The organism is Streptomyces sp. NPDC017095, from assembly GCF_044332325.1.
GTDB lineage: Bacteria > Actinomycetota > Actinomycetes > Streptomycetales > Streptomycetaceae > Streptomyces.
In genome coordinates this window covers 122,395-136,839 of sequence record NZ_JBIROU010000001.1, presented here as the reverse complement: position 1 = coordinate 136,839, position 14,445 = coordinate 122,395, and the positions used below count along the sequence as shown (strand labels likewise).

General features: G+C 74.2%; 9 protein-coding genes and 1 pseudogene. 1 reads left to right on the top strand and 9 read right to left on the bottom strand.

Annotation, left to right across the window (positions count from 1 at the left end; all coding sequences use genetic code 11):
• Window positions 1–77: 77 nt before the first annotated feature.
• The 5 genes from ACH4OA_RS00555 to ACH4OA_RS00535 are packed head-to-tail and all read right to left on the bottom strand — an operon-like array spanning window position 78 to window position 4,707.
• The gene (locus tag ACH4OA_RS00555) at window positions 78–1,289 is read right to left on the bottom strand and encodes a cytochrome P450 (RefSeq protein WP_397934873.1); all 1,212 of its coding nucleotides are present in this window, start codon (window positions 1,287–1,289) and stop codon (window positions 78–80) included.
• On the bottom strand, window positions 1,286–1,912 hold the full coding sequence (locus tag ACH4OA_RS00550; protein WP_397966886.1) for a GTP-binding protein: 627 nt from the start codon (window positions 1,910–1,912) through the stop codon (window positions 1,286–1,288). The genes ACH4OA_RS00555 and ACH4OA_RS00550 overlap by 4 nt, the downstream gene beginning before the upstream one ends.
• Window positions 1,893–2,255, bottom strand: a complete 363-nt coding sequence (locus ACH4OA_RS00545; RefSeq protein WP_397934870.1) for a DUF742 domain-containing protein — start codon at window positions 2,253–2,255, stop codon at window positions 1,893–1,895. The genes ACH4OA_RS00550 and ACH4OA_RS00545 overlap by 20 nt, the downstream gene beginning before the upstream one ends.
• On the bottom strand, window positions 2,252–2,659 hold the full coding sequence (locus ACH4OA_RS00540) for a roadblock/LC7 domain-containing protein (protein ID WP_365880160.1): 408 nt from the start codon (window positions 2,657–2,659) through the stop codon (window positions 2,252–2,254). The genes ACH4OA_RS00545 and ACH4OA_RS00540 overlap by 4 nt, the downstream gene beginning before the upstream one ends.
• Window positions 2,656–4,707 carry an ATP-binding protein gene (locus tag ACH4OA_RS00535; protein WP_397966883.1) on the bottom strand — a complete coding sequence of 684 codons (2,052 nt, stop codon included), beginning with the start codon at window positions 4,705–4,707 and terminating at the stop codon, window positions 2,656–2,658. The genes ACH4OA_RS00540 and ACH4OA_RS00535 overlap by 4 nt, the downstream gene beginning before the upstream one ends.
• A gap of 327 nt (window positions 4,708–5,034) precedes the next feature.
• Here ACH4OA_RS00535 and ACH4OA_RS00530 point away from each other — a divergent pair, with 327 nt between their 5' ends.
• Window positions 5,035–8,409, top strand: coding sequence for a pyruvate carboxylase (locus ACH4OA_RS00530; RefSeq protein ID WP_397945646.1), 3,375 nt, complete (start codon window positions 5,035–5,037; stop codon window positions 8,407–8,409).
• Between the two features lie 107 nt (window positions 8,410–8,516).
• Here the strand turns inward: ACH4OA_RS00530 and ACH4OA_RS00525 are convergent, their stop codons facing one another.
• The 4 genes and pseudogenes from ACH4OA_RS00525 to ACH4OA_RS00510 form a co-directional block, all read right to left on the bottom strand.
• Complete coding sequence (locus ACH4OA_RS00525; RefSeq protein ID WP_397934866.1) at window positions 8,517–9,485, bottom strand: hypothetical protein; 969 nt, start codon at window positions 9,483–9,485, stop codon at window positions 8,517–8,519.
• A 292-nt stretch (window positions 9,486–9,777) separates the two neighbouring features.
• Window positions 9,778–10,239: a hypothetical protein gene (locus tag ACH4OA_RS00520; protein ID WP_397934864.1), complete on the bottom strand. Its 462-nt coding sequence runs from the start codon at window positions 10,237–10,239 to the stop codon at window positions 9,778–9,780.
• Between the two features lie 143 nt (window positions 10,240–10,382).
• Window positions 10,383–11,603 (bottom strand): carbohydrate-binding protein, encoded by a 1,221-nt coding sequence (locus tag ACH4OA_RS00515; protein WP_397945428.1) that lies wholly within the window; start codon window positions 11,601–11,603, stop codon window positions 10,383–10,385.
• Window positions 11,604–11,737: 134 nt separating this feature from the next.
• Window positions 11,738–13,894, bottom strand: a pseudogene (locus ACH4OA_RS00510) (TIM-barrel domain-containing protein); the annotation flags it as partial.
• Window positions 13,895–14,445: the final 551 nt, after the last annotated feature.

Here is a 14,445-nt window from a genome sequence, read left to right as displayed (position 1 = left end):
GTGCGGCGGTACGGCGCCGGTCCGGGGACGGTGCCCGGGCCCCGGCCGCACCGCTCACCGGCCGGGTCGGCGCGCGATCAGCGGGCGGGTACGGGGGTGAACCGCACGGGAAGTCTGGTCAGCCCTCTCAGCCAGGGCGAGGGCCGGCGGGCGAGGGAGTCGGCGGGCACCGCCAGATCGATGTCCGGGAGCCGGTCCAGCACCACCTCGATGCCGGTCCGCGCGATCACCTCGGCGACCTCCTGCGCGGGGAACGGGCAGCGGTGCTCGCCGTGCCCGAAGGAGAAGTGCGCGCTGTTGCCGCCGGTCAGCGCCGAGGCGTCGGTCCGCACCTGCGGGTCGGAGTTGGCGCCCTGGAGACCGAGCAGCAGCAGATCGCCGGCCCCGATCCGCCGGCCGCCGAGGTGGGTGTCGCGGGCGGCCCAGCGGCCCGCCACGTTCTGTGTGGGCGTGTCCTCCCACAGCACCTCGTTCATCGCCTCCGCGACGCTGTGCCGGCCTCCGAACAGGGAGGCCGCGAACCGCTCGTCGGTCAGCATCAGCCGCAGCGAGTTGCCGATCCAGTCGGCGGTCGGCTGGTGCCCGGCCGCCATCATCACCATCAGGTCCTGCACGATCTCCTCGTCGCCGAACCCGCCCTCGTCGGCGAGCATCCGGGAGACCACGTCGTCCGCGGGCTCCTTGCGCCGGTCGGCGACCAGCCGCGCCATGGAACCGGCCAGATGCGCCTGCCCGGCCAGCGCCCGCTCCCGGCCGTCGATCATGTCGTTGAGGGCGGTGACCAGCCCCGGGCCGTCCTCGTCCGGGACGCCGTAGAGCCGGGCCAGCACCCGCACCGGCAGCAGCATCGCGTACTGCGCGATCAGATCGGCCTCGCCCGCGCTGCACAGCGCGTCGATCAGCTCGTCCGCGAACCGCTCGGCGTGCGCGCGCAGTTCGAACGCGTCCACCTCCTCCAGCGCGTTGCTGATCATCGCCGCGCGCTGCCGGTGCCGTTCGCCGACCGTGTACAGGATCGACGGCTGCTTGCGCCCGATCATCGGCAGCAGCGGCCAGTCAGCCGGGATGTTCTCCCACTGGTTCCACAGGTCCGAATCCCGGCTGAACAGCACCGGATCGCCGGTGACCTGGTGCAGCTCGCGGTAACCGAGCACCAGCCAGGCCGGGATGCCGCCGTCGAGCACGACCGGCACCACGGCGCCGTGGTCGCGCCGCATCTCCCGGTACAGGCGGGCGGGTTCGGTCTGGAACCTGGGTCCGCCGAGCGGGACGGCGTCGGGGGTGGTCACACGAACTCCTGTCGGGGCAGGCCCGCCCGCGCGGACGGGTCGGCGTACCGGTTCTTCACATGCTGCACCAGCGTGATCAGCACCTGTTTGGACGACTCCCGGGAGCGGGCGTCGCAGTCGATCAGCGGCACGTGCGGGTCCAGGTCGAGGGCCTCGCGGACGTCCGCGCCGGCCCGGACCGGGCCGCCGAAGTCGTTGCAGGCCACGATGAACGGCGTGCCGTGGTGCTCCAGCCGGTCGATGGCGTACCAGGAGTCGTCGATGCGCCGCGTGTCCACCAGGACCACCGCGCCGAGCGTGCCGGAGAACAGCCGGTCCCACAGGAACCAGAACCGCTCCTGGCCCGGCGCGCCGAACAGGTACAGCACCTTGCGCGCGTCCAGCGTGATCCGGCCGAAGTCGAAGGCCACCGTGGTGGCGGTCTTGCCGCGCACCTGGCCGATGTCGTCGACCGTCTCGCCGGCCCGCGTCATCGTCTCCTCGGTGTTGAGGGGGCGGATCTCGCTGACCGAGCGGACCAGCGTCGTCTTGCCGACGCCGAAGCCGCCCACGACCACGATCTTGAAGCCTTGGTCGGCGGAGGCACCCAACGGGGTGCGCGCGTCAGAGATTGCGGAGTCCAACGAGCACCTGCTCCAGGATGTCGGGATCGGTTATGGCCGGCGGGCGCGGATGCCGCGCGCTGACGCGGCCCGCCGCCAGCAGGTCGGAGAGCAGCACCCTGGTGATGCCCACGGGCAGCCGCAGCTCGGCGGCGATCTCCACCACCGAGGTGGGCGAGCGGGTCAGCTCCAGGATCGCCACGTGCTCGGACTGCATGCCGGTCGTCGGCTCCGACTCGGCGACCACCAGGGTGACCAGGTCGAAAGGGTTGTCCGGGTCGCTCCGGCTGCGGCCCTGGGTGATGGTGTACAGCCGGTCCGGGGCGTCGTCCCGGCCCGGCCGGTGCCCGCCGGGTCCGCTCATGAGGTGCGGGGCGGAGCGGTCAGGTGCTCGCCGAGCTGCTCCACCAGTTCGCTCATGTTGTGCCCGACGACACCGGCGTCCGCGTCCTCGGTGGTGATCACGGCCAGATGGGCGCCGGCGCCGGCCTCCACGATGAACAGCACACCGCCGTAGAACTCCGTCATCGCCGAGCGCACGCCACCGCTGCCGTCGCCGAACTCCACGGACGCGCCGTGCGACAGCGACTGGATGCCGGCGGCGATCGCGGCGAGCTGGTCGGCCTGGTCGACGCTCAGCTCGGGCGTCCGGCACAGCTTCAGCCCGTCCCGGGACAGCACGAGCGCGTGCCGGGCGCCCGGGGTCCTCTCCAGCAGGCCCTCCAGGAGCCAGGTGAGCGTGTCGTCGGCGGTGGTCGGGCCGGTCATGAAGTGGTGTCGCCTTCCGGGTGCGTGTGCGGGTGGGTGTCCGAGGGGAGATGCGGGTGGCGGCCGGCGGCGGCCTGGTCACCGGCTGCGGTGCCCGGCCCGGCCGCCTGGCCGGGTTCCTGGTGCGAAGAGGGTACGGTCGTCTGGCCGCCGGGTGCGGGGTGCGCTGAGGCTACGGCCGTCTGGTCGCCGGGTGCCTGGTGCGGGGAGGGTACGGCGGCTCGGGCGCCGGGTGCGGGGCGGGACGGGGACACCGGGGGGAGCGCGTCCGCGGCCCGGGCGTCCGGCGCGTGGGCCGTGCCCTCGCCGCCGTCCCACGCGGTGCCGCGCACGGGTGTGGCGGCGAGGCCGTCCGGCACCGGCGCGTGCGAGGCATCGACCGAGGGGTTGGTATTCGGAGTGCTGGGCCCGTCGCCGGCCGGTGTGGTGGGCGTGGCGCCCGGCCGGCCGCTTGGCGGATCCGCCGGTGTGGCACCCGGCCCGCCGCTCGTCGGGGCGGTGCGCGGGGTGTCGGTTCCGTCACCGACCGGTGTGGTGGGCGTGACGCCCGGTCGGCCGCTCGTCGGGGCGGCCGGTGTGGCACCGGTGCCGCCGTTCGTCGGGATGGCCGGAGTGGCGGCTGAGCGGCCGTTCGGTGGGCTGGACGGGCGGACGGCCTGGCGGAAGCTGCTGAAGCGGGCGACGCGGGTCCTGCTCTCCTCGGCCGTCGGCGCGGTGCGGGACCCGGTGCCGGACGCGGACCGGGCGCGCTCGGCCTCGGCGAGCGTACGGCCCCGGCGCCGCTTGGGCAGCCCGGCCGGGCCGTGTTCCGGCGGGGGAGCGGACTCGGGGGCGGAGGCCGCCACGGCGGCCGGTGCCGGTGCGGGCGAGGCGCCCGGGGAACGCGGGGCGGCGGCGGGCGGCGCGGCCGCGGCCGGGCTGCTCAGGATGTCCTGCGGGACGAGCATCAGCACACCCGTGCCGCCGCGCGCCGACGGCCGGAACGACACCTTCAACCCGTGCTTGCGGGCCAGCCGGCCGACCACCGCGAGCCCGAGCCGGGTGCCGGTCAGACCGCCCAGCTCGGAGGCGTCACCGGAGACCGCCCGCTCGGCGCGGCGCAGTTGCACCTCGCCCATCACCAGGCCGCTGTCCTCCACCGACACGATGACCCCGGCCGGCACCTCCTCCACATAGACGTGCACCTCGGCCGTCGGCGGCGAGAAGTTCGCGGCGTTGTCGAGGAGTTCGGCGAGCGCGTGCATCACGCCCTCGGCGGCGTGCCCGGCGACGGCGGTCTCGCTGACCGAGTGCACCCGCACCCGTCGGTAACCGGCGATCCGGCCCATCGCGCCGCGCAGGATCGACTCCATCCCGATCGGACGCGCCCAGCGGCGGCCCGAACGCGCCCCGGTGAGCACGGCGATGGAGTCCGCGAGCCGGCCGGCCTGCGCGGTGCGGTGGTCGAGGTGGAGCAGATCGGCCAGCACGTCCTCGTCGGTGTGCCGGTCCTCCATGGCCCGCAGGTCGGCGAGCGTGGCCGTGGCGAGCGCCTGCATCCGGGCGGCGGCGTTGGAGGTCGCGGAGATCGCGGCCGCCCGCTCCCGCCGGGCCCGCTCCGCCTCGCCCGCCAGCCGGGCGTTGTCCTGCCGGAGCCGCTCCAGATCCCGGGCGCCCTCCGCCGCCAGCCGGTCCCGCTCGGCGGCGAACGACTCCGTGAACTCCGCGCGCTGCCGGGCGAGTTCCTCGGCGAGCCGGTGCTGCTCCTGGCGCGCCTCCTCGGTCGTACGGGCCTGCTGCTGGAGCAGCCGTCCGATGTCCTGGGTGACCTCCTCCAGCCGGCGCCGGGCGTCGCGCGCGGTGCGCCGGGCGTGCGCGGCCGTGGCCACCACCACGCTGAGCAGGACCGCCGCCGCGGCCCCGCCCCGGACGACGGTGGTGTGCGCCGGCCCCGGTGCCACCGCCACGGCCGCGCAGACCGCGAGCGCCGACAGCACACCGGTCACGGCGAGGGCGGAGACGAACGTACGGAGGGTGGCTCGGTCGCCGGGTTGCGTGGGCGCGGTCATCGGTCCGGTCTGGTCCTCATACGGCTGGGAGAGGTGACACTGCAGGTGAAGTTGCGGTCACTATACGAGAATTCGTGATCCAAATAGAAAGAGTCCAGGCATCTTCCCGAAAGCGGACGGTCGGTCAGGCCGGGAAGCCCGGATCCGGGAACGGAGCAAACGGGGCGAAGATCACCTCTCGGTGATCTGTGGCGCCGCACACCCTGTCGGTGTGACGGTTTTCGCACCTTGCCCCCTACGGTCAGACCCTAGGGTGTCCGCGAGTACGGCAGGGCGGGCCGACACCAGGGTGTTCGTCGCCGGGCAGGCAGCTGAAGGGAATCCATGATGTTCCGCAAGGTGCTGGTCGCCAACCGTGGGGAGATCGCCATCCGGGCGTTCCGGGCGGGCTACGAACTCGGCGCGCGCACGGTCGCCGTGTTCCCGCACGAGGACCGCAACTCGCTGCACCGGCTGAAGGCCGACGAGGCGTACGAGATCGGCGAGCCGGGCCACCCGGTGCGGGCCTACCTCTCCGTCGAGGAGATCGTGGCCGCCGCCCGCCGGGCCGGCGCCGACGCCGTCTACCCGGGCTACGGCTTCCTGTCCGAGAACCCCGCGCTGGCCCGCGCCTGCGAGGAGGCGGGCATCACCTTCGTCGGGCCCGGCGCGGACACGCTGGAGCTGACCGGCAACAAGGCCCGCGCGGTCGCCGCCGCCCGCGCGGCCGGCGTGCCCGTCCTCGGCTCCTGCCCGCCCTCCACCGACGTGGACGAACTGGTGCGCGCCGCCGGGGACATCGGCTTCCCCGTCTTCGTCAAGGCGGTCGCGGGCGGCGGCGGACGCGGGATGCGCCGGGTGACGGACCCGGCCCGGCTGCGCGAGTCCGTCGAGGCCGCCTCCCGCGAGGCCGCCTCCGCCTTCGGCGACCCGACCGTCTTCCTGGAGAAGGCCGTCGTCGAGCCCCGCCACATCGAGGTGCAGATCCTCGCCGACGGCGAGGGCGGGGTCATCCACCTCTTCGAGCGCGACTGCTCGGTGCAGCGCCGCCACCAGAAGGTCATCGAGCTGGCCCCGGCGCCCAACCTGGACCCGGAGCTGCGCGACCGGATCTGCGCCGACGCGGTCCGCTTCGCCCGCGAGATCGGCTACCGCAACGCCGGCACGGTCGAATTCCTGCTGGACCGCGAAGGCAACCACGTCTTCATCGAGATGAACCCGCGCATCCAGGTCGAGCACACCGTGACCGAGGAGGTCACCGACGTCGACCTGGTCCAGGCCCAGCTCCGCATCGCCGCCGGCGAGACCCTCGCCGACCTCGGCCTCACCCAGGACGCCGTCACCCTGCGCGGCGCCGCCCTGCAGTGCCGGATCACCACCGAGGACCCCGCCAACGGGTTCCGCCCGGACACCGGCCGCATCAGCGCCTACCGCTCCCCGGGCGGCTCCGGCATCCGGCTCGACGGCGGCACCACCCACGCCGGTACGGAGATCAGCGCGCACTTCGACTCGATGCTGGTCAAGCTCACCTGCCGGGGCCGGGACTTCCAGGCCGCCATCGGCCGGGCCCGGCGCGCGGTCGCCGAGTTCCGCATCCGCGGCGTGGCCACCAACATCCCGTTCCTCCAGGCCGTCCTGGACGACCCGGACTTCCAGGCGGGCCGCGTCACCACCGCGTTCATCGAGCAGCGCCCGCAGCTGCTCACCGCCCGGCACTCCGCCGACCGCGGCACCAAGCTGCTCACCTACCTCGCCGACGTCACCGTCAACAAGCCGCACGGCGAACGGCCCGGCCTGCCCGACCCGCTGACCAAGCTGCCGCCGCTGCCCGCCGGCGCGCCGCCCGCCGGATCCCGGCAGCTCCTGGCGGACCTCGGCCCCGAGGGCTTCGCCCGGCACCTGCGCGCGTCGCCGACCATCGGCGTCACCGACACCACCTTCCGCGACGCCCACCAGTCCCTGCTCGCCACCCGGGTGCGCACCAGGGACCTGCTCGCCGTCGCCCCGGCCGTCGCCCGCACCCTGCCGCAACTGCTCTCCCTGGAGTGCTGGGGCGGCGCCACCTACGACGTGGCGCTGCGCTTCCTCGCCGAGGACCCCTGGGAGCGGCTGGCCGCGCTGCGCGAGGCGGTGCCGAACATCTGCCTCCAGATGCTGCTGCGCGGCCGCAACACCGTCGGCTACACGCCGTACCCGACCGAGGTGACCGACGCCTTCGTGCGGGAGGCCGCCGCCGGCGGCATCGACATCTTCCGCGTCTTCGACGCCCTCAACGACGTGGACCAGATGCGCCCCGCCATCGACGCCGTGCGCGAGACGGGCACGGCGGTCGCCGAGGTGGCCCTCTGCTACACCGCCGACCTGAACGACCCGGCCGAGCGGCTCTACACCCTGGACTACTACCTGCGCCTGGCCGAGCGGATCGTCGCGGCCGGCGCCCACGTCCTCGCCGTCAAGGACATGGCCGGCCTGCTGCGCGCCCCCGCCGCGGCCAAGCTGGTCTCGGCGCTGCGCCGCGAGTTCGACCTGCCGGTGCACCTGCACACCCACGACACCGCGGGCGGCCAGCTCGCCACCTACCTCGCCGCGATCCAGGCCGGCGCGGACGCGGTCGACGGCGCGGTGGCCTCCATGGCCGGTACGACCTCGCAGCCGTCGCTGTCCGCGCTCGTCGCCGCCACCGACCACTCCGACCGGCCCACCGGCCTGGACCTCCAGGCGGTCGGCGACCTGGAGCCGTACTGGGAGGGCGTGCGCCGGATCTACGCGCCGTTCGAGGCGGGCCTCGCCGCGCCGACCGGCCGCGTCTACCACCACGAGATCCCCGGCGGCCAGCTCTCCAACCTGCGCACCCAGGCCGTCGCCCTCGGGCTCGGCGACCGCTTCGAGGACATCGAGGCGATGTACGCCGCCGCCGACCGCATCCTCGGCCGCCTGGTCAAGGTCACCCCGTCCTCCAAGGTGGTCGGCGACCTGGCCCTGCACCTGGTCGGCGCCGGGGTCTCCCCGGACGCGTTCGAGGAGACCCCGGACCGGTTCGACATCCCGGACTCGGTGATCGGCTTCCTCCGCGGTGAGCTGGGCACCCCGCCCGGCGGCTGGCCGGAGCCGTTCCGCACCAAGGCGCTCCGGGGCCGGGCCGGGGCCAGGCCCGCCCCCGAGCTGTCCGCCGAGGACCGCGAGGGACTGGCCAAGGACCCGCGGGCCACCCTCAACCGGCTGCTGTTCCCCGGCCCGGCCCGCGAGTTCGACACCCACCGGCACAGCTACGGCGACACCAGCGTGCTGGACAGCAAGGCGTTCTTCTACGGCCTGCGCCCCGGCAAGGAGTACGCCGTCGACCTGGAGCCCGGTGTCCGGCTGCTGATCGAGCTCCAGGCGATCGGCGAGGCCGACGAGCGGGGCATGCGCACGGTGATGTCCACGCTCAACGGGCAGCTTCGGCCCATCCAGGTCCGGGACCGGGCCGTCGCCTCCGACATCCCGGCGACCCAGAAGGCGGACCGCACCGACCCGGGCCAGGTGGCCGCCCCGTTCGCCGGGGTGGTGACCCTGGCCGTGGCCGAGGGCGACGAGGTCGCGGCGGGCGCCACGGTCGCCACCATCGAGGCGATGAAGATGGAGGCCGCGATCACCGCCGCGAAGGCGGGCCGCGTCTCCCGGCTGGCCGTCCACCGCGTCCAGCAGGTGGAGGGCGGCGACCTGCTGGTGGAGATCGCCTGACCCGCGACCGCCGCCCGGCACACCCGGCACACCCGGCACACCCGGCACGCCCGGCGTGACCGGTCGTGCCGGGCGCGCGGCCCCGCCGCGGCCGGCCGGCACCCCGGCTAGAGCCGGCCGGAGGGGTACCGCAGCCGGGCCAGGACCAGGTTCGGGGCCCGCCGGGTCCGGTAGGCGGCGCTGGGCACGTAGACCGTCCGGCCGCGTACGGCGACGGAGGTCGGGCCGGACAGCCCGTCCGCCTCGCCGAGAACGGCCGCGCGGCTGCCGTCGCGCCCGACCAGCACCACCTGGCCGCCGTCCAGCGCGGCCAGGACGGTGCGGCCGGTGCCGGCGAAGCAGAAGTCGTCGACGCCGTCGAGCCCGGCCGCCCGGGTCTCCGGCGGACCGGCGGAGCCGTCGTCGCGGACGGGGAGGCGCAGCAGCGTGCCCCGGTCGGAGTTCGACACCCACACGGCGCCGCGGTGGACCTTGACGCCGTTGGCGCCGAAGCCGCCGGCGCGGGACGGCTCCAGCTCCGTCCGGCGGGCCCAGGCGACCGCCGGGCCGCCCGACCCGGGCACGCGCCAGACGGTGCCGCGCACCGAGTCGGCGGCGTAGAGCACGCCCCGGCGCTCGTCCAGGGCCAGCCCGTTGGGGAAGCCGTCGGCCGGCAGCCGGGCGATCCGCACGGGCGGGCCGCCGCCGGGGGAGAGGCGCCAGATGCCGGTGGCGCTGGTGCCGGTGGCGTAGTTGACGTACAGCGTGCCGTCGTGGGCGCGGGCGATGCCGGTGACGACGGCGCGGCGCAGACGGGGCGTGGCCGGGTGTGCCACGACCGGCAGGGTCGCGCGGGTGGTGGTGGTCCCGTCGAGGCTCACGTGGGCGACCGTACGGGCGTACGCGAAGGTGAGGTCGGCGGAGCCGTCGGGTTCGAGCGCGATGTTCTCGGCCGTCTGCCCGGCGGCCGGGTCGAAGCGGGCGACGATGCGCGCGTCGGTGACGGGCGGCTCGGGGCCGGCGGCGGGCGCGGCGGCGACGAGGCCGAGCGCGAGCGCGGCCGTGGCGGCACCGGTCAGGCGGGGGCGTCGGGGCATGTGACCTCTTTCCGGTCGGCGCGCGGGGCGCCGGCGTGCGGGGTCACACCAACATGAGGGCGGCGGGCCGCCGGTGGCGGGAGCCGGGCCGCGGGATCGCCCGCGCGGACCACGCGGGGCCCGCCGGGCGGCGGTGCCGGGGTGCCGGCCGGCCGCACCGGTGTCTCAGGGGCGTCGGGCCCCGGCCGCACTGGCGTTCCAGGAGCCGTCGGGACCCGGCCGTACCGGTGTGCCGCGGACCGCCGGGCCCCGGTCGCGTCCCGCGGGACGGGCGGCGCGGGGCCGGGGCGGGTCAGTCCCAGAGCGGGTAGGTCATGACGTGCCGGTAGCCCGCCGGGCGGTCGCCCGGGTAGGTGAGGCTGATCCGGGTGTAGTGCCGCAGGCCGGGGTGGTTCCGCCACGGCTCCGGGCGGTCGAGCCGGACGTTCACCGGGTAGGCGCGGAAGGTGCCGGCCGCGCAGTACGGCCGGCAGTCGTTGACCACGTTCGTCCCCACGGCCGTCGCCTCGCCCCGGTTCCACTCGGACCAGCTCAGGTTGGTGAGGCGGCTGTTGCCGTCGCCGCAGGCCAGCAGGAAGTCGCCGGGGCGGACCGTGCGCTGCCACCGGCAGTCGACCAGGACGGGCCGCGCCGTGTGGCCGTGGCGGGGCGGGGCGGCGCCGGCCGGCGCACCGGCCGAGCCCGTGGTCACGGCCGCCGTCAGCAGGGTCCCCGTCGCCAGGGTGACCGCCGTTCTCACCAGTGATCCGCGCATGGCCGCTCCCGCCCGTCGTGCTTGGTCCGACCGCGTGCACCCGACGCTACGACCGTCCCGCCGTTCGCACCAGTCGCGCAGGTCGGGCCGGGTGCCGGAGCCTCGGCGCCGGGTGCTCGCGGCAGGTCAGGACCGGTGCGGGCTCAGCAGGCGCCCTCGTCCTGCCAGGGTCCCCACTGCGAGGCGCCGGGCGTCTCGTTCTGGGTCCACCACTTGGCCTTCCAGTTGTGCTTGCCGTAGGAGACCTCGGTGCCGGAGGTGTACGCCGTCGCCGCGCTCCAGGCCGGCTTGCAGGAGCCCGGGGTCGGCGTGGGAGTCGGGGTCGGCGTGGGCGTGGGCGGGGTGGTCGGCGGGGTGACGCCGGCGAATTTCACCGAGTACTTGGCGAAGTCCCACGGGCTCTGCGCCACGCTGGAGCAGGTGCCGGAGGTGCGGCCGCCGTTGTCGGGCGGGCTGCACTGCCGGTCGCGGTTGAGCGACCAGAACGTGAACCGGTCCATGTGGTGGCCGGTGGCGTAGTCGAGGACGGTCTGGAAGTCGGCCTGCGTGAAGTACTCGCCGGTGTCGCTGCGGCCGTTCATGCCCGAGAAGCCCTCATGGGCGTAGGCGGTCGCCTCGTCCCAGCCGAAGGTGGACTGCAGGACCGCGTTGAACTTGGTGAGCGCGCTGGTCTGGCTCGCCGCGTTGTTGAAGCCGCCGTCGAACGGCATGATGGAGAAGTTGTTCGGGGTGAAGCCCTGCGCCTTGGCCTCCAGCAGCATCTGCTTGCCGAACCAGCCGGTGCCGTCCGCCGTGCCGGCCGTGGTCACGGAGACGTACAGACCGGGGTTGTTCTGCTGGAGGATCTTCGCCGCGCCGATCTCGTTGTGGATGGCCGCGGTGTTCTCGTACTCCGGTTCCTCCAGGTCGAAGTCGATGGCGTGCAGTCCGTACTTGGTGATGACCTGCTGGTAGGCCGCCGCCGTGGCGGCCGGGTCCGCGCAGGCCTGGCCCAGCTTGGTGCCGCCGTAGCCGCCGATGGAGACCGAGACGTCGCCGCCCTTGGCGCGGATGGCGTCGATCACCGACCGTACGGCGGTGTCCGAGCCGACCGGTGCCGTGCCGTCCCAAGTCGGTGTGCAGCCGCCGCCGTTGGGTGCCAGGACGAAGGCGAGCTGGAACGCCTTCAGACCGGTGGCGTCCATGATGGCGCCCGCGTCCGGCGGGTCGTTGTCCTGCGGCATCAGGTAGGGAGCGGCGGCGTACCAGCGGTTGTCGAGCGCGGTGGTCGCGCCCGAGGCGTTGCCGGCGAGCAGCGCGGTGGCGCCGGCCGCGGCGAGGGTGACGGCCGCCGCCGCGCCCAGACATGCCCGAAGACGTCTCATGCGTGCCTCCAGAGGATGGGGACCCCGAACGGGGAGCCCCACCCTCCGGGAGCTGTTGCGGTCACGTCAATAAGTTGGACTAGACCAACCGAGTCTTTGGACTAGACCATACGATTCCTTTACCTCCGGTCGACCAGCCGCAGGGTGAAGCCCCGGTCGAGCGGCAGCCGCGGGGTGAGCACGGTGGTCACGCGGGTGTCCGCGTCGTACGACCAGGCGCCGGCCGGCAGCGGGCGCCCGTCGAGCAGCACCCGGGCGGGCGTCTGGGTGCCGTGCACGGTGAACCGGTACGCCCGCGCGTCCGCCTTGCCCGTGTACGCGCCCCGGCTCGCGCCGGCCGTCACGGTCGTGCCCCGGGCGTCGGCGCGCACCGACACCGGCTGCGTGGCCGCGGCGCCCCGGGCGAAGTCACGCGTCACGCCGTCGTCCTCGTACAGCGTGTAGCGGCTGGTGCCGCGCGCCGCCGGGTACAGGTCCCAGTCCAGCTCGTGCCGGTCGCGGGTCTGCCAACTGGTCGTGCCCTTCGGCCACATGGGCACGATCGCGCCCTCGCGCACGAACAGCGGCAGGGTCTCCAGCGGGGCGTGGTAGCCGTCCAGCGTCACCGGGCCCTCGTAGGTGCGCCCGGTCCAGTAGTCCGTCCAGGTGCCCTTCGGCAGATAGATGCCGTCGCGGGTGTCGGAGTCCTCGTAGACCGGCGCGACGAGGAAGTCCGGACCGGACAGGAACTCGTACTTCGCCGCGGGGCCCAGGGTGGCCGGGTCGTCCGGGTACTCCAGCCACAGCGGACGCACCGCGCCCACTCCCGTCTTCGCCGCCTCGGCGGAGAGCGTGTACATGTACGGCAGCAGCCGCTCCTTGAGCTGGAGGTACGCGCGGTTGACCGAGGTGTACGGCTCGCCGTCGCGCCACGGCTGCTGGTCGGCGGGCTTGCCGGTGGTGAGGTCGCTCGCCCAGCCGTCCATCGTCATGACGGCCGGCAGGAACGCCTTCCACTGGAGGTCGCGGGTGTACATCTCGGCGTCGTGGCGGTAGATGCTGCCCACGTCCCCGGTGTTGTAGGCGATGCCGGACATCGTCGCGCCGGCGTAGGTCGGGATCTGCCAGCGGATGTAGTCCCAGGACAGCTTCTGGTCGCCGCTCCACAGCACCCCGCAGCGCTGCGCGCCCGCCCAGGACACCGGCAGCCACACGAAGCCGCGGGCGTCGCTGTTGTCCTCGATGCCCTTCTTGGCGGCGTCGCAGGCGTCCAGTGCGAACTTGTAGCCGTTGCCGACCCAGGCCACGTCCAGCTTGGCCACCCGCTGGCCCGCCCTGACCTGCTCGGCGAGCGTGCCGATGCCGTCCTGGGTCCACAGGCCGAGCTGGGCGTGGTGGTCCTGGAGGCCCTTGGCGGTCTGCTCCAGGTTCTCGTACCCGCAGCCGTAGCCGTCGTTGACCAGCATCCAGCCGAGCGGCATGCCGTGCTCGGTGTAGCCCTCGGCGACCTTCAGCGCGTCCAGGGTGTGCCGCTCGCCCCGGTTGGCGTTGTGCAGATAGCAGTCGGAGTCGCCCGGCTCCAGGCCGTACACCGGCGGCATGAACGGCCTGCCCGTCAACGCCGTGTACTTTCCGATCACTTGCTTGGCGTCGCCGAGGAAGTAGTAGGCGTCGAACCGCCGTTCCTGCTGTCCGGTCGTCACCGGCGAACCGAAGGTGTACACACCCGGCGCGAAGGTGTTGCGGAAGACGCCGTAGCCCGCGCTGGAGAGGTAGAACGGCTGGGAGTTGTTGTAGCCGCCCTCGTTCCAGTCGAAGCTGTTGGCGACGTACACCGTCCGGCCGCGGTGCGAGAAGGAGCCGTTCTGCTCGCCGCCGCCGAAGAACTGCTCGCCGGCGCCGCGCGCGAGGCTCTGCCGCATCCCGCCGGTCGACCAGCGCAGCGGCCGGTCCTCCTGCCAGATCCGGGTGCGGTTGTCGGGCCGGTACAGCCCGAACCGCAGCGGCTTCTTGTACACGCGCAGCACGGCTCCCGGCGCGCGGACGCCGTAGTAGTCGCCGGCGTCGAAGGACGAGGTGCGCGGCTGGAGGGCCGGCCGCTCGCGCACGATCGCGGTGCCGGCCGGGTCGCTCAGCGCGCCCGACGGGTCCGCCTGGAGCCGCAGCCGGCCGTCCGTCAGGAAGTCGGCGCGGGCGGTGAGGGCGCCGGCCCCGACGGTGTAACTGCCGTGGCCGCCCGAGAAGGACGTGAGATCACCGGCGTCCGTGGTCCGGGGCAGGTAGGCGGTGCCGGTGAAGGAGCCGTCGTGCACCTCGTACGGCACGACGAGCACGTGGTACGTCCCCGAGGCCCGCGGGATCACCGTGGCCTCGGGGTCCGCGGTGCCCGCGGCGGACGCCACCTGCTTGCCGTGGTCGTCGTAGACGTACAGGTCGAAGTCGTCCGAGGGGTGCTCCCAGGCGATCGACAGCGGGACACCGCCCTCGGGGTTGTCGTCCCAGTAGCCGTCCGGCACCGAGACGGTCAGGTCGAAGCGGTCGCACACCCTGCCGTCGGGGTCGTCGGCCGCGGCGGGGCACTTCTCGGGGCCGGCGCCGGTGCCCCGGGCGTAGACCGGACTCTGCCAGCCGGCGCGGGTCTGCGCGGGATCGAGTACGGCGCCGGAGGCGGTGGCCGCCGCCTCGGCGGGTGCCGGACCGGCCAGCACGGTCGCGGCCAGGGCGGTCGCCAGCCCCAGCGGTACCCAGGCCGGCCACGGCATCCGATGTCGGAGTCTTCGCACGGCGGAACAGCTCCCCTCGCACCTTTGCGGATTGACTGTCCTGACGAGAGTGCTCGGAGACGCTCGAAACAAGCCTCAAT